Raw genomic sequence first — 21,676 nt, 5'->3', positions numbered from 1 at the left:
TTAAACTTCCAGCTCGAAATACTGGCTAACTTTCGTATTCACCACGAGCCTATGTTTATCCTCCATACGAAGCCCAGTTCTTGCTTCACTAATAGAAGCTAGAGTATAATGTGGGCTGGCATGCACAAATAAGTAGGAAAGGAACAAAAAACTGAGCACCTCAAGAAGTACACGTAGCGGATGCTTGCCATATAGAATCTTCCTCTCAGTCGCCATCGGATTTACCGCAGGCATGATGAGTGGACTTCTAGGCATCGGCGGTGGAGTAATAGTTGTACCAGCGCTGGTTTATTTAGTTCACCTATCCCAGCGTCAGGCCCACGGCACCTCACTAGTTGCCATCCTTCTCTCAGCAGTTACAGGCGCATGCTACTACAGCACTCACGGGAAAGTTGATTGGTTAATCGGCACCGAGATGGCTTTTGGTGGCGTGATTGGCGCAATCATTGGCGCAAAGTTATGCTCGATATGTAGCAATCGCAGGCTAAGGCAGTTCTTCGGCATCTTCTTAGTACTAATTGGCTTGAGAATGATCGCTGATTGGATAATAAACGGGAGCTCTACCGGAAATCATGCTCAAATCATCGATGCCGCTTCGTTTGCAGGAGGTTTCCTGGTAATAATTGCAGGTCTAGTAACGGGCATCTTAAGCGGACTTCTTGGCATTGGCGGCGGAGTAATTATGATCCCAACGTTGGTATTATTGTTAGGCTTTCCACAAAAGCTTGCTCAAGGCATTTCGTTAGCAGTTATAGTGCCTGTCTCAGTTTCCGGCTCGCTAATGCACTACACCCAGGGCAACGTGAGACTAAAGGTAGCCGTATGGGTAGCAATTGGAGGATTTATTGGCAGTCTGGTAGGCTCAAAGATAGCCATCGGTGCAGAAGAAGTTACCCTTAAAGCAATGTTTGGCTTGCTAATGTTAGCATTTGGAGTAAGCATGGCCAGACCGCGCCAAGCAAAGCCGGCGTAGCCTTCAAGGAAATTTTATACTCACCGATTGACAAGCAGCCATTATAGCCCTATACTTATCGGCGAGCCTGGTAAATCTATCAGGCATTATAGACCGAATATTGCCGAATCTATCTCCTTCATCCTCATTTAGGGCCACGGCTCATGTCGTGGCCTTTCTATCGCTTTAAAGCCGAACTAACTGACAAGTTAATGAATGCCTATACTGCTGTGGGTTCGACCGTCCACCAGACCGGAATTGGCATTCGGCGGCCTTCGGAACGGGTTTGGCAAACAGCCTCGAGGTATGCATGCATTTTTGCAGGAGCAGATAGCTCAATCTCACGGGCGGTTTTGAAGCAGACAGCTGCAGATTCGGCTTCTCCCATTGCCAAAAGATGAAGTCCCTGGAGATATGCATCCCGGGCGTGAGCATGAGGATTATCCGCATCCCTAAGGGCGCTTGTCGGAAGCAAAAGGTCAAAAGCATCACTTGCATCTTTTCTTCCAAGTTTTTCGCGCGCTCGGCCAACATAAAATGCCTGTTCAGCGCCTCGCACGGCAATGTCATCTGCTGCCGACTTCCATGCAAGAACTGCTTCTTTGGTTAAGCCAAGCTGCTCTAGCGCAAGACCAAGGAGATAATATGCCTGGGCATCGCTGGAATCATGGAATTTGCTCGCCCCGATATTTTCCGGATATTCGGTCGCCTTCTGGAAATCTCGAGCCGCCTCTTTAAAGTTCCGTTCGCTAAACAGTCGCGCGCCTCGCATAAGGAGTGCCCTAACATATAATATTCGTGTGTGATATGCCAGCTCCGGCACAAAGAAACGCTTAGTAGTTATCAACTCTACTGCCTCGTCAAGCCGCCCCACTTCAAGAAATGCCCTAACTGCACGTTCCAGACATCCACTATCGTCCGGCGCATATTTTAGGATATTCTCTGCAACTTTAACCCGCTCAGCATCCCTACCCGTTGTCTCAGCCAGAATGTCCAAATCACGCAGAGTCTCTGCATCCCCTGGGCTAACTTGATTCGCCTTTAGCATAAACTTATAAGCTGTCTCCGGATCATTCTTCTTACACCAGTATGCTAATGCAAGGTTCCGATAAGGCATATGATTAGCGCTTCCTGCTTCACAAGCTTGCTTCCAGTGTTCAATTGCCTCATCAATGCGCCCATGAACGTAAAGCATGCAGCCAATGTGAGTTCTAGCTTCTGCGTCAGGCTGCCTTTCAAGAATGCGCATTAATATCCCGCGGTGAGCAAAACAATTTACTATTCCTAACTCATCTGGCCGGCGTTTGCTCGGCAATTCTATTCCAAGCTCAACTGCAATGCCATTTAAAAATGGATCATCCGGCGGCCCATATTCGACCCAAGCATTAATGACCTCCCTTGCCTCCTCCAACAAACCTAGCTCGAAGTACCATGCAGCCGCATCCATGTCTTCCTGGAATCCTTCCAACAAAAGTGTTGGATATACTTGCCTTTTCTTACCAGAAGATTGAACCAGGTCTGATGAATTAAAAAGCCCACTTTCGAGGAAATACCTCTCCCACTGCGCCGTTCGCCATAAAGGGTCTGTATCCTGCAACTTACAAATCAAACTAAGCCCCTGTTCTGTCTCTCCGAGTTTTCTAGCTGATACCGCCGCCGCAAGGGTGAGTAGAGGATCACAAGGATTGTTCTCGTATAGTTGGATAACCTCTTTGTACGCACCATCCCGTAGACCTGCTAGAGCCAATCGCCAAGATGCAAGTTTGCCAAAAACCGTATCTTTAAGAAGCGACCTCCAAAGCTTTCCAGCCTCCGGCGAATCACCCAAGGCTAGCGCCAGATATGCCGTTGCTTCAGGGTCGTGGCGGAAGCACAACGCAATGCGTGCCTGTTCGGCAGCTTCTTGCAAGCGTCCGGCGAGCAACCTCAGCCTTGCAAGCCCCTTCCGGCCTTCGGCTTCATGCTCTGTGCCAAGTAGTCGCCAATAATGCTCCTCCGCAGTCGCTAAGGAATCCAACCGCTCGAAAACACAAGCCGCCTGAAGTACTTCATCAGGCGTCTGCACTTTCGGAGGCATCACACTAGTGCGCGGCACCGCATTTCGAATCCTATCTTTCGCAAGAGAATCGTATTGGAGAATGGGCCTCCCGCCGCTATCCCTAATCTCTATGTTCAATTCTTTTGCAGGATGCTCAATTGATATTCTTTCTACGCAACCTGGCAATAAATCAAGCCGCCGCTCTTTTATGGTAATGCCTCCCTGCAAAACCAGAACTTGAGCTTGAGGAACCTTTCGAGTCATCTGGATGATGACCTCGGTGGCCGCACCTTCCTCACGTATGTTTATAACGCCTTCTTTGTGTGCCTTCACAAAACCGCCAGTTGGGCCAACAGGTATCCATACTTCGTTAAACTCAACAAGCTCATGAGGCATGAGAAAGTCAAAATCACCTTGCGTGGCAAATCTTCCTGCTTGAATCTCAAAGTAATCGCCAGCATTTTCAGTAAGCATTCTCTGCCAAAGCCTACCCATTTCATCCCTGCCCCAGAAGAAGGCTTTTCTGCCTGGCAATTCCTCCCTGGGCGACCAGTGAGCAACCCCATAATCCCAATCCCAATAGTAAATCCCAAAAAAATCGTCGTAGACTTCAGTGGCAAAAATATCGCACGAGGTTTCATGCGCATATGCCCAGCTTAGGTCAGTTCCTTTGTGGACAGGCCACGCCATCTCGTCTCCATAAGCGCCAGAAGTAGCCATCGTCATTGGATAAATTAGTTGGGTGCGAGGTGTCTGATAAACTCCAGCGTTAGTCCACCAATAGTGGCGATGGGGCATAGAAGTTCCGTTATAGAGTCTGCCATGCTGGAAGAACCGATACTCCTCGGGAGCAAGACGAACTTCCATTGTGAAACGCATCCCCGTCATGCGCTCAGTATGACCAAATATAATCGAAACCGAGCCATCGGCATTCTGGCGCGTAACATAAGGAATTCTCGAATAAGTATAAACGGAATGGCCAATGGGGAAGTTGTACTCGATGCCGCCGGAAATCCATGCGCCTCGGATAGCTATAAGCGCCGGTTTTATACAGTCATTTCTGTAAAATATTTCACGCCCGAGCAACTTATCATATGCAGAGAACAAGCGACAACCAAAATCGGGTAGAAACGTCAAGCGAAGAAACTCATTCTCAAGTATAACACAATCATACTGCCTAACGATACGTTCTGAGCTCAGGCGGTTCTGCATTCTATAAGGATAGGGATGAGCCCCCAACTGCTTGGTAAAGCAAGGATTTGGACTCTCCGAACGCAAAACATATGTCGGCAGTTCTATAGTTTCACGACGAACCTCTGCACTCATAACATCTCTCCCTAAGAATCTAACCGCCGATACCTTACACGGCACATTAGTAGATTCCTTCAACGAATACCCTTCTTTGAACACCTCTGAAGGGTAAGCCGACTGCCATGTCAAAATGTAAGTTGAGGCGACTCGGGTAAATAATATCACACTGTACTATGCAGAGGTGCTGTGGCTGTGTCTGGGCTTAATAATTCAAAAATAAGAGTAGCACTCCACATTCACACACTATATTCTCCATGCGCTGAGACAAAACTTGAAGACATTAATGAATACTGCCGCAAACTCGAGATAGACGTAATTGCTGTGACTGACCACAACACAATCGGTGGCGCACTATATCTACGTGCACTAGCCCCCGACCTCCGAATTATAATCGGAGAGGAAATCCAAACACGACAAGGAGAAATTATCGGTCTTTTTCTAGAGCAAGAGATTGAGCCAGGCCTCGATGCAGTAGAGACTTGCGAGCGTATAAAAGCTCAGCATGGTTTGGTCTACGTCCCGCATCCATTCGACATTTTCAAAATTCGTCGCTTGAAAAAGCAAACCCTGATGCAGATACTCGACATGGTGGACATAATCGAAGTGTTCAATGCAAAATCAATTTTTAAAATATTCAATTGGAAAGCTTCAAGATTTGCAAAAAAGTATGGAAAAATCGGGGCAGCTGGAAGCGACGCACACCACCTAGAAGCTATTGGTCTTTGTTTAAATGAAATGGAGGACTTCTCGAGCCCAATGGAGTTTCTAAGGAACCTACGCAATGCACGATTAATAAAACACTCTTAAGCCCTCTCCATGCTTAGGACTTAAAGACATCTCAACCAGACAGAACGGTAAAAATTGGCGTTACTAAAGAAAACAAACCTATGCCTTACTATCGGAAAAACTTACTAATACTTTCAACCACAATATTTTTAACCTGTGTGAGCTGGAACCAAATTATCCCATTCTTACCGCTATTCATGAAGGAGCTGAATGTTGGCGAAGGAAAGCTTCTAGGATGGGTCGGGATAATCTTTGCACTTCAATCCGGCGCCAGCATAATTGCACTGCCCTTTTGGGGAAAACTCGGCGATAAATATGGCCGCAAGCCAATGGCAGTTCGAGCTGGTATGTGCCTCAGCGCGATTTACTTTGCAATGAGCATATGTACTACGCCTCTCCAACTTGCCATTCTCCGGTTCCTAAACGGGGCTTTGACCGGCTTCATTCCCTCTTCGATGGCACTTATAGCCACGAATACGCCTGAGGAGTTTGCTCCTCGCTCAATCGCCACCGCCCAAACCGCCTCAGCTGCTGGTCTTATTATTGGACCGGTAATAGGCGCAGGCCTTGCTGAACTTGTTGGTTATAGGATTTCCATGAGAATATCAGGCTTCGCTGTCCTACTTTCAGCAATTCTTGTCTGGCTAATGGTGAAGGAACCAAACAAGGCAAGTACAGGGGAGGAGACAAGCTTACTTCAAGATTTCATAATCTCTTTCAACTCACGCATTCTCAGCTCAATTATGTTGACAGTAATGATCTATGGAATCTATATTGGCGCAATCAACCCAATTTTGGCGCTTCACTTAACGAACATGAATGGCGGGCACGCGCCTAGCTGGCTTGCTGGGTTTGTCTTCTCCCTCCTGCCCGGTGCATTTATATTGAGCGCCCATTCCTGGAGCAGACTTGGCGAACAGAGAGGCTACAATCGAACGATACAGGCAGGATTAATTGGCGCCGGTGCGTGTGCTGTCGCTTTAACTTTTGTGAGAAACGTATGGTTATTTTCAGCAATCTTTTTTATAGCTGGGATTTTCCTTGCTGCATTAAACCCGTCTACTGGCGCAATCATCTGCACAAAAGTCGGCGAGCATTTCCGCGGCAGGGCATATGGAATGCACACCTCAGCCAACATGATTGGAAATATGATTGCGCCACTTCTCGCAGCGAAAATTGGCTCTTGGCTTGGAATTCCCTCTGTCTTTGCCTTTGTTGGAATCACAGCGCTTACAGGGGCGATAGTGTTTCCAATATTGGTAGCAGGATGGGCACGGGATAAATGGGAAACCGGCATCGGCGCAGATTCATCCGCTATTAATTAGCTGCTTGCAAACCGCAAGAGAACATAAGCCTTGTGGCAAAGAAGCGAGCATACTGATTTTAAGAAGCCAACACAAAGATGACAAACCAGCTCCGCCCAGCGCCCAATAGGCACGCAATTCAATGCAAGGCGTTAGCTATGTTATAATATTGCACCATGGTTTATTCGAAATTCAAACCACTTCCGCGGGAGTTTTACGCCGGCAATACCGTAGATGTGGCGCGTGCGTTGCTGGGCAAAGTGCTCGTGCATATAACCGATGACGGAACAATTGCAGGACGAATTGTTGAAACCGAGGCATACCTATGCGACGATCCCGCCTGCCATGCCTCACGAGGAGAAACTGCACGCAACTCTGTAATGTTCGGCGAGCCAGGGCATGCATATGTGTATTTTACTTACGGTATGCACTTTTGCTTCAATGCGGTAACCGGCCCCAAAGGAGTAGGCGAAGCTGTGCTTATCCGAGCTGCCGAACCGCTTGATGGCATCGAAATCATGGCTGAAAAGCGCGGGACGGACGACATAATAAACCTGGCTAATGGCCCAGGAAAGCTCTGCCGAGCATTCGGGCTTGACCGCCGCCACAATGGCCTTGACCTAACGCTAAGCAAACTTTTCATTACTGATGACGGTTACGTTCCCGCCGAAATAGTAACCGCTACAAGAATCGGCATCCGCCTAGCTGCCGACAAACCTTGGCGGTTCTATATCGCAGGAAACCCATATGTTTCAAAGATAAATAACCATCGCCCGAATATTAGCCCCTAATGTTTATAGAAGCCGAAAAGACAGAGTTAGAGGATTTCTGCACAAGCTTGCGTTACAGCCCATGTGCAGGAATTCGGCGTGTTCCTAGATAACGTATCATTGTTCTCGGCAGTTGTAAATATTGCCTAATACTTTCGCGAAGTGGAGGACCAAATGAAAAGATTTGCCTTTGTTCTAGCTGCCCTACTCATAGCCCTCACAATTGTATCGTGCGGGCGAAAGACCAGCGGGAAAGTCAAGGTTGCTTTTGTCTCAAACACCGTCTCACCGTTTTGGCGCATAGCCAAAGCCGGCGTCAATGCTGGGGAAAGAGATTTTAACGTCGAGTGCGACTTCCGCATGCCAGCCCAGGGAAACGCAACTGAACAGAAACAAATTCTAGAGGATTTGCTTGTCAAGGGCGTTACTGGCATCGCAATCTCGCCAATTAACCCCGCGAACCAAACTGACATCCTTAATCAGGTTGCTGAGTCTGCCAATCTAATTACCATGGACTCCGATGCTCCGGAATCAAAGCGGATATGCTACGTCGGTACAAACAATTACCAAGCAGGCAGAACAGCAGGCAAGGAAATAAAAAAGGCTCTGCCAAATGGTGGCAAAGTCGTCTTGTTTGTGGGAACCCTCGACGCACTTAATGCCCGGGAGCGGCGGCAGGGAATCATAGACGAAGTCAAGGGCTCAAAGGTACAAATAATTGACACACTCACCGACAATGCAGACCACGTAAAAGCGAAGCAGAACGTCGAAAACACTATTGTCAAGCACCCCGACGTTGCTGGCCTCATGGGACTCTGGAGCTACAACGGACCAGCAATTGCTGAGGCAGTCAAGGCGGCAGGCAAGGTTGGCAAGATCAAGGTCGTTGTCTTCGATGAGGAAGACGGCACACTCCAAGGGATAAAAGATGGAGTTATTTTCTCCACTATTGTCCAGAACCCATACCAATTTGGCTATCAGTCCATGCGCATTCTCGCAGCTCTGGCAAGGGGCGAAGACCCAAAAATACCAAAAAATAAGGTCATCTATCTTCCAGAGAGAGTGATTAATAAGACCAACGTTGATGCCTTCTGGAAAGAGCTGAAAAAGCATTTGGCAGAGGGAGAGAAATAATAGTAACTTCACTTTAATAAAAGGACTGCCGATCAAGCGAGTTAATATCTCATGGCAAATCCTCTGCTTTTAATGAAAGGAATAACAAAACGTTTCCCTGGCGTAGTTGCGCTCGACAATGTTGACTTTGAGCTCTACACCGGTGAAATCTGTGGGCTAGTCGGCGAGAACGGCGCTGGCAAATCCACCCTCATACGCATACTTGGCGGCATCTTTCCAGCCGACTCAGGTGAGATTTTTGTTGAGGGCAAGCCGGTAAGAATTGCCTCAGTAGATGACTCGCTTGCACTAGGTATCTCTATCATACATCAAGAGCTCAACCTAGCCGAAAACTTGGACATCGCCTCCAACATCTTCCTTGGTCGCGAGCCAACTGCCAGCCTTCTTTGTTTGGTAAGCAACCGCGTGCTCATGGAAAAAGCAGGCGAGCTTGCCAAGAGTGTTGGAATCACGGCGCCGCTGACAACCATCGTCGAGAATCTATCGCCAGGCCAGCAACAGCTCGTGGAAATTGCGAAAGCCCTCTCGATGTCCGCGCGTATCCTTGTGCTCGATGAGCCAACAAGTTCCCTCTCGCCAAGAGAAGCCGAGAACCTTTTTTCTGTGATGCGCAAACTAAAAGACCAAGGCGTCTCAATGATCTACATATCGCATCGGCTTTCGGAGGTCCAGGAGGTCTGCGACCGGGTAGTTGTTCTCCGAGATGGGCGGCGGGTTGGCGAACTGGCTAGGAAGCAGATGTGCCGCGACGAGATGATTCGACTAATGGTAGGGCGCGACATTTCTAGGTTTTTCCCTGAAGCCGGTAAGCCGACTGAAGAACCTGCCATTTGCGTAAGGGAACTTCGCCCTCCTGAATGTAAGGGAGAGTTTAACTTTTCCGTCAACCGCGGCGAAATCCTTGGAATCGCTGGTTTGGTCGGCTCTGGAAGGACCGAGCTTGCACGATGTCTTTTCGGGATTGAGCCCGCGCTTTCAGGAGAAATCGTCATTGACGGCAAAACCGTCCGCATCAAAAGCCCACTAGATGCAGTCCGCAACGGAATTGGTATGGTGCCGGAGGATCGGAAATACCTTGGCTTGATACTTGAGATGGCAGTGAAGGAAAATATCTCGCTTCCAGATTTCTGCGCGTCCGGTCGGTTTTGGCTTGACGAGCGACGTGAATCGAAGCTTGCCGAGGAGCAGATAAAAAAATTAAATATCCGCACACCAACAATCAACCAGCGTGTCGAGCTGCTTTCGGGCGGCACTCAGCAAAAAGTGGCGCTTGCAAAATGGCTTGCCGTCAGATCAAAGATTTTGATACTCGATGAGCCAACTAGGGGGATTGACGTGGGATCGAAGAGCGACATCTACTCTCTTATCCGCGAGCTTGCAGATGCAGGGTTGGCGGTCATTATGATATCATCAGAGCTAGAGGAAATCCTCGGTTTAGCTGACAGGGTTCTTGTGCTTCACGAAGGCCGGCAAACTGGTCTCCTATCACATGAGGAAATGAGCGAAGAGAAAATCATGCAATTAGCGACGGGAGGGATGACGGCTTGAGAAAAATTCTCGGCATGATCTTACTTCTGGTCGCCCTGTGCATAGCAATCTATTTGGTCAATCCAAGGTTCATAACGCCGGTCAACCTCCAAAACCTTACGCGACAAATAGCCCTCCTCTCCATCTTTGCCATTGGAGAAGGGATTGTTATCCTTTCTGGTGGAATTGACCTCTCCGTAGGTTCAATAATCGCCTTTACAGGCCTCCTAGTCGCATACCTAGTGACCACTCTAGGGGTCCCGCCAGCTTTAGCCACTACTTTCGTGCTAGCCCTGTGTGTCATTATCGGCTTTGCGCACGGAATGCTAGTTACTAAACTCAAACTACAACCCTTTATCGTTACGCTCTGCACCATGCTTATCTTCCGCGGCCTTGCCCGGCGACTAACTGAAGACGACACCCGTGGGTTCGGCAACCAGTTCGAATCTTTCCGCATGCTAGGCGAAGGAGCGCTCTGGGGTATTCCAGTTCCTGTGATAATCCTCATCACAGTAGCAGTCATCGCCCATTTTTTTATGCGCTATACAGTGTATGGTAGATACCTCTATGCAATCGGCCGCAATCCTAATGCAGCCCGCTATGCTGGCGTAAAGGTCGATCGAATGCAAACTGCCTCTTATCTTGTATGTGCACTCCTTTCTGGGGTGGCGGGAATACTCTATGCTACCTATACGAACTCTGTTCAACCGGCGACGACTGGGCAGGCATATGAACTGTATGCAATCGCGGCGGCAGTGCTTGGTGGATGTTCGATGCGTGGTGGAGAAGGCACAATCCTTGGCATAATAGTGGGCGCCAGCATAATGCGAGTAATGTACAATGGGATAATACTAGTAGGAATTTCCACCTTCTGGGAATTCGCGGTAATTGGGACAGTAATACTAATCGGTGTTGTTGCCGACGCAACTGTCAAGCAGCGTGCCTCGCGACTAAAGGCAAAGGGATAGTTCCGGGAAGACTGCTTTTTATAAAATATACACGAAAGCCTTTGAATACCTGGAATGAAATTTCCTCATAACGTCAGCTCCATTATCAGGATGGTAGATAGAAGACGCGGAGAGCATCCTGTCTGTAGCCATAATAAGCAGAATATGCCAGCTTTAGCGATATAGTAATTAAATTATTTGTGCAAAGTACTTGACAACACACGTCAAGCGGCATATAATCCGACCAAGCGGCCTTCTAAGGCAATGAGCATCCAAATGCTATCCCATCTAAAAGGAGGGCTTTCAATTGGCCCGTGCAAGCTTCCTGCATACCGCCGACCTGCATCTCAGCCGTCCATTTGGCTTTCTGCCCCCACAGATTGCCGAGGAGCGGAGGCGCGACCAACGAAGGACGCTCAGCAAAATCGTAGATTTAGCGCTTGAACGCGATGTGAACTTCTTGTTGGTAGCCGGCGACTTATTCGACCGACCAGACCCCGACCCGTCGGATATCGAGGCAGTGACTGAGAATTTTCGACGGCTAACCGAGGCTGGGAAGCTGATTTTCGCCATCCCAGGCAACCATGACCATTGCTCAATGGGAGGCTTTTGGCGACGCTTTAATATGGACGGCGTCCGAGTATTTACCGAGCCCGAATACCAATCTGAAATCCTCGGCGACCTTGGAATAATAGTGACTGGCATCGCTTTTGACCGTGAAAATTCGAGCCGCCGCGCCTTTGAGGGGCTCAATCTTCAATCCGACTTACCTGCAGTTATCTTAGTTCATTCATCATATGAAAGCTTTGAGGGGCAAATCGAGCGATACCATCCATTCTCAGCTGCCGAGATTGCACAATTACCCGCGGCATATATCGCGCTTGGCCACTACCATCGGCTGAATTTTATTAACAGCAATGGCGTAATAGCTTGTTACCCAGGTACTCCTGAAGGCATCAGCTTCGATGCACCCGAGACCGAAGAACGCTACGTAATAATTGGCAAGATAGATGATGACGGTAAAGTTGCTACTGAGCAAGTGCCGGTAAATCGGCGGATTATGCGGAGCGTCGAAATTGACTGCACATCGTTTGATTCAATCGATGCTCTCCTAGAAGCTATCCGCAAGGTATGCAACCCAGCTGCACTAGTTGAGATACGCCTAACAGGGACACCGCCCGGCGAGTTAATTCCGGCTCTGCAGGAGGTGGGCGAGAGATTCAAAGACTCATGCTATTGGCTATCAGTTGACCACTCTGGTTTAGTTACGTCTACCGAAGTTGACGATGACGACCGGACAATTAGAGGACTTTTTAAGCAATATTTAATAAAAGAGATTGAAAAAACAAACGACCCTGAAAGGCGGCGCTTGCTTCTTCGGGCACTCGATCTTGGCTTGGCCGCATTGAGTGAGGAATAGCTTATGCAGCTCTTGGAGCTTCAACTCACAAATTTCAAACGGTTTACTGGACAAAAATTCACCTTCACACCTGGAATCAACTTAGTATGGGGGCCGAACGAATCCGGCAAGTCCACACTCCACGAAGCCATATGCTGTGCTCTCTTTGGGCGAGAGCGCGGACAGGCAGTCGAAAACTGGAACAGTGACGGCACCTGTTCGGTGCGCCTTATTTACTCCGCCGATGGCGAGACATTTCTAATAGAGCGAAAACTCACTGCCGGTGTGCAGAGGCTTTGCGTTCTCCGAGCGGGAGAGGAAACCGATGTAATCACTGAAAAAAGTGCGGTTGAAGAAAAGATTGCGGAACACCTCGGCATAAGGGATAAAACCATTTTTAACAACACAATTTCCATACGACAGGCCGAAGTAAGCAAATTAACCAGCAACAGCCTATCATCTGTGGGCAATGAAATCCAGCGAGTGCTCACTGGTACTGCTCAAGGGTCAGCCTCCAAAGCTCTATCAAAACTACGTAGGCAACAAACTGATATAATTGGACCACCACGCCCAAAGAACCCCCGAGAATACGAAAACATCACAAATCGCCTCCAAAAACTTGCGGAAACCCTAGCGCAAGCCCGAGCATCCCGGGATCGAATCGTAAAGCTAGAAGATGAAATTAGACTTCTTGAAGAAAAGCTTTCGCACGAATCAAAACGCCTCTCTGAGCTTGAGGAGCTACTTGCGCGGCATACACGATGGGCCGAACTCAAGCAAAAGCAACTGGAAATCGGTAAACTCCACGAATCCGTCTTTGCACGAGTAAGAAAAATAAATGATAGCCTTGCAGACCTGAAGTTTGCACAAAAAGAGCTTGAGGAGGACGCTAACCTTATTGGGAAGGCCGACGAGATTGCCGATCATCTAGCGAAGCTTTATGGAAAACGCACGGCACTTGAGGATCGTCTTTCCCAGTTAAAGCAAACCCTCGAGAATCTACCGGAGCGTGCAGGAATTCTCGCGCAGGCAATTTGGGCGGGAGGAGCGCTAGCTTTTGCAGCAGCAGCAATTGTTCTTGGTTTAGCAAAGAACCCTCTATTTTTCCTGCTTATAATCCCTGCAATTGCGATATTAGCAAAATTGGCACTATCGAAAGGCTTACAAAGGTGGGACGAACACCAACATCTCAATCAGTTGATTACATCAACACAGGAGGAACTAAAAGCAGTCAACCTTGAGGAACAGAGCATACTGGCTTACTTAAAGTGCCCAGACCTAGAACGTGCTTTCGCAAGAATAAAAGCCTATCGGTCACGAGCAGCACGAACACACGAGCTTGAGGTTTCCATCAAAACTCTGCTAGATGGGCGGAACCTTGAGGACTGGCAGAAACAGGAAGCAGACCTCGCACGGGAACTTTCTATAATCAACCATGAATTGGAAGAACAGTTTGCAGAATACTCACCCACGACCGAGGAAGTGGAGCGGTGGCGGTCTGAGCATGCATCGCTTCTGACTTCGACAGCGAATGCGTCTGAAAGGCTATCTAAACTAAGGGGCGAGCTCGAGGCAGAGCATAGAAATATGAGAGATATGGCGTGCGTAGAGGGCGAACTTGAGTTTTTGCACAAACGAAAGGCCGAATTGGAGTTTCTAAACAAGGCATATGGCGAAGCAATCGCTGCCTTGGAAGCCGTCATTCAACATGTTTCTGAAGAATACCTTCCGGTTCTCTCCGAAAAAGCCACTGAGTGTCTCAGCCATATCACAAATGGCCGATATACAGCTGTAAGGCTAACACCCGATTGGGTAATTTCGCTCGATTGTACGGAAAAAACTGGCATCGCTCCGTCCATTGTAAGCACTGGCACTTCGGACCAAGTCTTTTTCGCACTACGTGCCGCCTGCGGAGAACTGCTCTCCTCCGGACACAAACTGCCAATTATCTTAGACGATCCATTTGTAAGCTTTGACCGTGAGCGTCTGGAACGAACGCTACTTTTCCTTGGAAAGCTTGCATCTAGAAACCAAATCCTTCTACTCACCCATGACCCATTCACTCTCGAGTGGGCGAAACAGACATCGTGTACTATACTTGATCTTTCTAAGCTGTAACGCTCCCCCTATTGAAACTCTCCCTAAGCCATACTATACTAAGCTATGGAGTACACTTTCCCTTAGGAAGGCGAAAGCAAGTGAAAATTGCGAAATGGCAAATAATTGCAAACCTGATTTTAACACTTAGTCTATCATTTTCTCTTTGTTATGCCGCTAAACCAGCAAACGTACTGGTTATCATAAACGATAACAGCCCTGACTCAAAAGAAATCGGCATATATTATGCCAAAAAGCGGGGCATACCAACAAAGAATATTTGCCACATTAAATGCCCGGCAACCGAAGAACTAAATGACAAAGACTACCGCCCGCTCATCGAAAAGCCTGTTAAGGCTTATCTTGCTAAAACCGGCCTAAATAAGACTGTGGATTACCTCGTGCTCACAAAAGGCATCCCCATTAAGCTTCGAAACAGCGGCATGAGTGTAGACAGCATGCTGATGTGTATGGACCTTGGATTTTCTTTTGAAGGCCTTAAACAAGGAATACCCAATCCATACTTTAAGAAGCGAGAACATTTCTCGCACAAAAAGTACGGATTCTATCTCGCCACAAGACTTGATGGCCATACAAAGAAAGATGCAAAAGCTCTCGTAGATAGAGCGTTGGCGGCAAAGGCTGCTCGCGGCGTCTTCATTTTCGATATGTGCCCTGCCAAGAACGGCGGCAGTTATCGAATATACAACGACGACATGAGGAAGACGCACGACTTTCTCATCCACAATGGATACATCTCTTATTTCGACAACACCGCCGAGTTTATCGGCGGCCGAAAAAAGATCATGGGCTACTTTTCATGGGGAAGCAATGACCCTGCATATGACTTTAAAAAATACCGCTCAAACCAGTTTTTACCTGGTGCCATTGGGGAAACCGCAGTGTCTACTAGCGCCCGATCTTTTGGCTACTACAAAGCAGGCCAGTCAATGATCGCCGACTTAATTGCAGCTGGAATCACTGGGATAAAAGGCTATGTTTCTGAACCATATCTCAGCGCAATAGCCATGCCCTCTATTCTTTTCGAACGTTATATTTCGGGCTTCAACCTGGCTGAGAGTTTTTATATGGCATCTCGGTTTATTTTTTGGAAGGACATAGTCGTTGGCGATCCCCTCACGGCTCCGTATGCCGAGAACCGTTAACACTCCGAAAATATAGCAGCCGGCTTTCCAATAACCACGCATTATTCAGAGTGTCAAGCCTATTGGCTCAACTTTACCACGAAGAACGAGTGAAAGAGCTGTATGCCTGCAGTACATTGGGTAAAATGCAATATGAGCTTTTGCCGAAAATAGACGAGGTCTGTGAATCTTGCCTTAACAATATTTTCCCATAAAGTGGCAACCAATCTTACGCAATCAAGGCCAAATTGCAAAGAAATATGCCACAAAGTTCAGCGGGGTGATTAAAAATAGCAAAAGGCATAAATAAGTGACCAACAAAGGCGCGAGGCAAGTGTAAGGTTGACATATGTTAAAAAAATGGTTATACTTTATTCAAACGTTCGAGACGGCGTCGCTGGGGGAGCGAAGAAGTGGCCTAGCTCCAGCAGAGCGTATCCGATAGCTGATTTGTACCTCAAACATCTGCCACCAAGCCAGAAATCTTATAAGATTCCGCGGCCTTTACCGAAAATGGTATTGAGACAAGACCCCCAGCTCTTGCCGAGCGGAATGGAGGATATAGCAGTTGCTGATCCAGGATCAATCTCAAACACAGCAACAGCGGATAGATCCGAAGATCATAATGGCGAATACCCTTCTGCAGCTATCCAGTCTGGAGCTTCAGGAAGCAATCGAGCAGGAACTCGCAGAAAATCCAGCGCTCGAGCTCGAAGACGAGGAACCTTGTTCGGGGTGTGAGCTTGCACCTTTTATGTGCAAGGACTGCTCATTCCAAAAGCTGGCTGCACAAAACGAAGAAACCGATATCTCAATCTACGAGATAGAGCCCCAATTTGAATTTACATTCGACCCTGATGATGATAATGACCCAATCAGCAGTTTGCAGGCAGATGTTACCTTACCCGAGCATCTACGCAACCAACTCCGAGCCTTAGTGACGGGGAAAACCTACGAGATCGCCGACTATCTCGTGAACTACATAAATGACAGGGGCTATCTTGAGTGTGATCTTCTCGAGCTTACTCTCGAGCTTAATGCCACCGACGACGAGATTGCCGAAGCCTTGGCAGTGCTGCAGACCCTCGATCCACCTGGCGTAGGAGCGCGAGACTTACGGGAATGCCTTCTCATCCAACTCCGTTACCTTGATGAACAAGGTAGAGGAAATACGCTTGCCCAACGCATAGTCGAGAATTGCTGGGAAGAAATGGTCGGGCGAAAAATCAACCGTATCGCTCGAAAATTAAGGACAAAGCCTGAGAATGTTCGGGCAGCACTAAGGTTTATCCAAACAAAGTTAAATCCTCATCCTGCCGGCAGTTTTGTGGCACCCTGGGACTACAAGCCCACCGATGCTAAACTGTCGGTTCGCCCTGATGTAATCATTCGCCGCACTCCAACCGGATATGAGATAGATGTTGTCTTCAACGAGCATCTTTCGCTTACAATAAACCCATACTACCGCCAGATATACAATGACTTGAAAAGCGGCAAAACAAAAAACATTTCAGAAGACGAAAAAAAACACATATTTGACTACGTCGAGCGTGCCGACCTTTTCATAAAAAACCTCAACCAGCGCCGAAGAACTCTTCGCAACATAACAAAGCGTATTATTGAACATCAACACGGCTTTCTTGACACCGGCTCAAGGTTATTCCTTAGGCCACTTACTCGCGTAAAGATAGCAGAAGAGCTTGGAATTCACGAATCCACGGTCAGCCGTGCAACAGCAAACAAATACGTTCAGATTCCCACCCAAGAGGTTGTGCCTTTCGACTTCTTCTTCAATTCATCCCACTCCGTCTCAGATATCATTGCCCAACTTATCGAGAATGAAGACCCTGCGCACCCCCTTAGCGACCAGGAGATAGCTCGAATACTTAACGAACGCGGCTATAATGTGGCCCGCCGCACCGTCGTCAAATACCGCGAAGCCATGAAGATATTGTCCTCTCGCCAGCGCCGCCGTTAGCCTCCTTTTGACAAGCTCCAATAGTGGAAACCTGTGCCATTTTCTGGTAGAATGCATTCAAAGGATGCAACCAAAATTAGGAAATTTCCCCTTAAGGAGAGCATCATATGAAAATAAAAGAAGGAGATTATGTTAGGGTAATCCCGAGAGAATGTACGCCAGCTGACGCCAAGAATGGGCTATTCTATGGATATTTTGGCGGTTTGTGCGGCACAGTTGTACGTATCTATGAAGGCGATGAAGTATGCCTTAATGTCGATTTAGAAACCCTTCCACCTGATATATTAAAACGCCACATTGAAATTCAAGAATCAATAAAACGTAAGTGGCTTAATGGCCTTTCAAATGAAGCAAGAAACCATCTAACCTCTGAGGAAAAGCATTTCGAGCTCTCATATACCATATTAGTGAGCGCAAGCGATATCGAGAAGATCAAGGACGTCAAGAAGAATGCCTCCACCGAACCAAGACCTATAGCTATTAAAAGCTCAAAGCAGTTGAACCCGCCCGTCACAGAAAGCAAGGCGCAAGTTGAGCCGTCCGAAACAGCTATCGCCGAAAAGCCAACAAAAAAATCCTCTGCTAAGACCGAAGCCAAATCATCCGGTTCTACAATAAAAACGTCATCAAAAGTTAAAAGTACGGAACAAAATGATAATAATGACCTTACTCCAGCTGAACTTGAGTTTCTTAAACAGCGTGAACGGGCATTAAAAAAGAAGAAATAACATGGGAGGCTTTACATGGCCATCCATGAGGAAATCAAACTGCATAAAGCGATTCTTTATGATAAGCTGCCAGACAACCGCGTTAGGTGCAATGTCTGCCAGCGCCGCTGCAATATCGCTGAAGGAAAGATGGGCATCTGCTTAACGCGGATTAACAAAGGTGGCGAATTATATTCTACCATCTATGGCATAGTTTCTTCCGCCCATGCAGATCCCATCGAGAAGAAGCCCGTCTATCACTACCTCCCTGGTAGCCTGAGTATGTCGTTCGGAAGTTTTGGATGCAATTTCCGATGTGTATTTTGTCAAAACTGGGAAATTGCTTATGCTGATGGTGTGAAGATCCCAGCAGTTGAAGGACGCTACGTGAGTCCTCAAAAAGCTGTGGACCTCGCAAAGGAGTATCGGTGCGCAAGTATATCTTGGACATACAATGAGCCAGCAATCTGGCTGGAGTACACTCTCGACTCTGCAAAGTTGGCGAAAGAGAACGGGCTTCACACAATATATGTAACTAATGGCTATGCAACCCCTGAACACCTAGACATGATTGGTCCATACCTCGACGTATATCGCGTGGATATAAAAAGCTTCGATGACAATTTCTATCGAAAGCTTATAAATATACCATCTGTGCAAGGGATTCTCGACGCCACAAAGCTAGCAAAAGAGAAGTGGCATATGCATATTGAGACCGTGACGAACATAATCCCAACTTGGAATGACGCGCCTGAAAACTTGCGTGCAATCGCTCGATGGATAAAGGAAAATCTCGGCGAGCTAACTCCCTGGCATGTGACGCGCTTCTTCCCTTGCGCAGAGCTGGTTGACGTCCCTCCCACTCCGCTGAGAACTCTGGAACTAGCACGAGACATTGGCCTCGAAGAAGGCCTGAAGTTCGTTTATATAGGAAATATTGGGGCTTCCGGCGACCCTAATACCCGCTGTCCAAGCTGTGGGGCCGTGGCTGTCTCGAGATTTGGATACACCGCTCGCGTAGAAAATGTAACGCAGGATGGCAAATGTTCAAAGTGCGGGACAGAGCTTGGAATAGTAATCAAAGCTTAATTGGTAGCCAAACAAGAAATAGGAGGACCAATGATATTCGAAGACCGTGTAGATGCAGGCAGGCAGCTTGCAGAGGCATTAGAACATTATAAGGGCCAAGATGTCATTGTCCTTGCGGTTCCCCGTGGCGGCGTTGTCGTGGGTTATGAAGTTGCCCGTGCCCTCAATGCACCACTTGATGTGGTCATCCCAAGGAAGATTGGCGCCCCAGGACAACCTGAGCTTGCAATTGGCGCAGTTGCTATTGATGAGAAGCCTTTCCTTGACCACCAAATGATTCACCTCCTTGGCGTTTCCCAAGAGTACATAGAGGCCGAAGTTCGCCGTCAAAAAGAGGAGATTGAGCGCAGGCGAAAGATATACAGGGGTGACCGTCCATTCCCTAAGCTCAAAGACAAAACGGTTATACTCGTGGACGATGGAATTGCAACTGGCTACACAATGATGGCAGCCATCCATGCAATCAGACGCATGCAACCTAGCAAGCTTATCCTAGCCGTCCCGGTCGCCCCTCCCGAGGCTGTTTCGCGGCTCAGACCTTTAGTCGACGAACTAATAGTACTTGAAACCCCCGAGCCCTTCTTCTCAGTCGGATCCTGGTATGAACAGTTCGAGCAGACGACCGACGAGGAAGTCATCGAACTGTTAAAGAAAGCAGAAACAGAGCATGCCGCTTCACAGCAACCACCCAGTTAATACACATGATAGCGGTAACCAAGTTTCAGAGACTTGGCTCTCAGGGTATCACTTTTTTGTCATAATAAGCCATTCAAAATCACATAGGAGGAGAACCACCTGATAGGACAAAATGAAAGTGCTTCTCAAATACCCAAAAAAGGCCAGTGCATCATTATGCTTGCAGGTGATAAAATGTTGTTCGACGGATGCGAATAATAGACAAGAAATAGTTGGGGGGAGTTCTTGCTAATGCCGACGTCAAACCAAGCAGGCTCGAATCCGATGGACTTCTTTTTCTCTTTGATTTGGCTATTCTTTATACTTTCGGCGCTTGTGCCGCTCTTTAAGCAACGAAGAATTCAGTTGGAGCGCTACCGGTTAATCCGCCAACTTGAAAAGGAGCGCAAATCTCGTGTTATCACACTAATCCACCGCCAAGAAGCGTTAAGCATCCTCGGAATCCCAATAGTACGATATGTAACCGTTGAGGATTCCGAGCAAGTCCTCAGGGCAATACGGCTAACTCCACCCGACCTGCCAATTGACCTTGTAGTTCATACGCCTGGCGGATTACTCCTTGCCGCCGAGCAAATTGCAATGGCTCTCAAACGTCACAAGGCAAAGGTTACTGTCTTTGTTCCACACTATGCTATGTCCGGCGGGACTCTCATCGCGCTGGCGGCAGATGAGATAGTTATGGACCCAAATGCTGTCCTAGGCCCAGTTGACCCACAACTCCAGGAGTATCCGGCTTCTTCAATCCTTGAGGCTGTCAAAGTTAAAGATAAGAACGAGCTTGAGGACAAGACCCTGATACTAGCCGATATCGCTAGAAAAGCAATTCATCAAGTGAGGGAATCCGTCTACTGTTTATTAAAAGAGAACATGGACGAAGAAAAAGCTCGTCAATTAGCACGTGTGCTTAGCGAGGGTACATGGACACATGATTATCCTATTAGCGTTACAGAAGCCCGTGAACTAGGACTGCCTGTTAGCGAGGAATTGCCTGAGACCATCTATTATCTTATGGAGTTATATCCACAGCCGGTCCAGCGGAGACCATCCGTTGAGTATATACCTGTTCCTTATCGAAGAGAATCGGAGCCACCGCATGGAAAATGAGTTTTTCGAGGACAGAGTAGACGCCGGCCGCAAGCTTGCAGAACATCTCCTAAATTACAAAGACAAGGGTGCTGTGGTTCTAGCAATAGCCCGTGGTGGGGCGCCCGTCGGTCTAGAAGTAGCAAAACGCATACATGCGTTGTTTGACGTGATTGTCCCCCGAAAGATTCCAATCCCTTGGAATCCAGAAGCTGGCTTTGGCGCAATAACTGAAGACGGGACTATGGTGCTAAACCACAGAATGGTTCGAAGCCTTCGCCTAACCCCCGAAGAGATTGAGGAAGCTGCAAATGAAGTACGTAAGGAAATTATTCGACGTGCAGAAGCTTTTAGGGGAGGCAAACCACCCTTAGAAATTGAAGGAAGACCTGTTATTCTCGTTGATGACGGACTAGCATCAGGCTACACCATGCTTGCAGCGATTGAATCGGCTAGAAAACATGGCCCATCCGCAGTTATCGTCGCAGTACCAGTCGCATCAGGAGGTGCAGTGCGTCTCGTCCAACCAAAAGCCGACGATTTTGTGGCACTCATCATAAGTGAGAGGCTGCCGTTCGCTGTAGCAGACTTCTATCTTCACTGGACGGACCTAGCCGACGAAGATGTAATCGCCTGCTTAAAGGAAGCGGAAAAGCTTGGATTAAGAGGTGAAGCGGCCACCCGCAAAGCAACAAGCTGAGCGGCCGCAAGAG

17 protein-coding genes are annotated in these 21,676 nt (G+C 47.9%); 16 read left to right on the top strand and 1 reads right to left on the bottom strand.

Annotation, left to right across the window (positions count from 1 at the left end):
* The first annotated feature begins 184 nt into the window (after positions 1-184).
* On the top strand, positions 185-973 hold the full coding sequence (locus QHH26_09670) for a sulfite exporter TauE/SafE family protein (protein ID MDH7482222.1): 789 nt from the start codon (positions 185-187) through the stop codon (positions 971-973).
* A gap of 199 nt (positions 974-1,172) precedes the next feature.
* Here QHH26_09670 and QHH26_09665 read toward each other — a convergent pair whose 3' ends face one another.
* Positions 1,173-4,316, bottom strand: a complete 3,144-nt coding sequence (locus QHH26_09665) for a DUF5107 domain-containing protein (GenBank protein MDH7482221.1) — start codon at positions 4,314-4,316, stop codon at positions 1,173-1,175.
* Between the two features lie 177 nt (positions 4,317-4,493).
* Here QHH26_09665 and QHH26_09660 point away from each other — a divergent pair, with 177 nt between their 5' ends.
* The 15 genes from QHH26_09660 (at position 4,494) to QHH26_09590 (ending at position 21,663) form a co-directional block, all read left to right on the top strand.
* Entirely contained in the window at positions 4,494-5,108 is a 615-nt protein-coding gene (locus tag QHH26_09660; GenBank protein MDH7482220.1) for a PHP domain-containing protein, read from the top strand.
* Positions 5,109-5,188: 80 nt separating this feature from the next.
* Positions 5,189-6,412: an MFS transporter gene (locus tag QHH26_09655; GenBank protein ID MDH7482219.1), complete on the top strand. Its 1,224-nt coding sequence runs from the start codon at positions 5,189-5,191 to the stop codon at positions 6,410-6,412.
* A gap of 155 nt (positions 6,413-6,567) precedes the next feature.
* On the top strand, positions 6,568-7,182 hold the full coding sequence (locus tag QHH26_09650; GenBank protein MDH7482218.1) for a DNA-3-methyladenine glycosylase: 615 nt from the start codon (positions 6,568-6,570) through the stop codon (positions 7,180-7,182).
* Positions 7,183-7,335: 153 nt separating this feature from the next.
* Positions 7,336-8,295 (top strand): sugar-binding protein, encoded by a 960-nt coding sequence (locus tag QHH26_09645; GenBank protein MDH7482217.1) that lies wholly within the window; start codon positions 7,336-7,338, stop codon positions 8,293-8,295.
* 51 nt (positions 8,296-8,346) lie between these two features.
* Positions 8,347-9,843, top strand: a complete 1,497-nt coding sequence (locus QHH26_09640; GenBank protein MDH7482216.1) for a sugar ABC transporter ATP-binding protein — start codon at positions 8,347-8,349, stop codon at positions 9,841-9,843.
* Entirely contained in the window at positions 9,840-10,790 is a 951-nt protein-coding gene (locus QHH26_09635) for an ABC transporter permease (protein MDH7482215.1), read from the top strand. The genes QHH26_09640 and QHH26_09635 overlap by 4 nt, the downstream gene beginning before the upstream one ends.
* Before the next feature lie 286 nt (positions 10,791-11,076).
* The gene (locus QHH26_09630; protein ID MDH7482214.1) at positions 11,077-12,189 is read left to right on the top strand and encodes a DNA repair exonuclease; all 1,113 of its coding nucleotides are present in this window, start codon (positions 11,077-11,079) and stop codon (positions 12,187-12,189) included.
* 3 nt (positions 12,190-12,192) lie between these two features.
* Entirely contained in the window at positions 12,193-14,286 is a 2,094-nt protein-coding gene (locus QHH26_09625; GenBank protein MDH7482213.1) for an AAA family ATPase, read from the top strand.
* A gap of 80 nt (positions 14,287-14,366) precedes the next feature.
* On the top strand, positions 14,367-15,431 hold the full coding sequence (locus tag QHH26_09620) for a TIGR03790 family protein (GenBank protein MDH7482212.1): 1,065 nt from the start codon (positions 14,367-14,369) through the stop codon (positions 15,429-15,431).
* 547 nt (positions 15,432-15,978) lie between these two features.
* Entirely contained in the window at positions 15,979-17,388 is a 1,410-nt protein-coding gene (rpoN, locus tag QHH26_09615; protein MDH7482211.1) for an RNA polymerase factor sigma-54, read from the top strand.
* A gap of 107 nt (positions 17,389-17,495) precedes the next feature.
* Complete coding sequence (locus tag QHH26_09610) at positions 17,496-18,116, top strand: hypothetical protein (protein MDH7482210.1); 621 nt, start codon at positions 17,496-17,498, stop codon at positions 18,114-18,116.
* 15 nt (positions 18,117-18,131) lie between these two features.
* Positions 18,132-19,184, top strand: coding sequence for an AmmeMemoRadiSam system radical SAM enzyme (amrS, locus tag QHH26_09605; GenBank protein ID MDH7482209.1), 1,053 nt, complete (start codon positions 18,132-18,134; stop codon positions 19,182-19,184).
* 30 nt (positions 19,185-19,214) lie between these two features.
* Positions 19,215-19,880 carry a phosphoribosyltransferase gene (locus tag QHH26_09600; protein ID MDH7482208.1) on the top strand — a complete coding sequence of 222 codons (666 nt, stop codon included), beginning with the start codon at positions 19,215-19,217 and terminating at the stop codon, positions 19,878-19,880.
* A gap of 264 nt (positions 19,881-20,144) precedes the next feature.
* Positions 20,145-20,984 (top strand): ATP-dependent Clp protease proteolytic subunit, encoded by an 840-nt coding sequence (locus tag QHH26_09595; protein MDH7482207.1) that lies wholly within the window; start codon positions 20,145-20,147, stop codon positions 20,982-20,984.
* Positions 20,974-21,663 (top strand): phosphoribosyltransferase family protein, encoded by a 690-nt coding sequence (locus tag QHH26_09590; protein ID MDH7482206.1) that lies wholly within the window; start codon positions 20,974-20,976, stop codon positions 21,661-21,663. The genes QHH26_09595 and QHH26_09590 overlap by 11 nt, the downstream gene beginning before the upstream one ends.
* The last annotated feature ends 13 nt before the right edge of the window (positions 21,664-21,676 follow it).

The sequence above is a fragment of the Armatimonadota bacterium genome (assembly GCA_029907255.1).
Lineage (GTDB): Bacteria > Armatimonadota > UBA5829 > DTJY01 > DTJY01 > JAIMAU01.
This window is presented reverse-complemented; position numbering and strand designations above follow the sequence as displayed.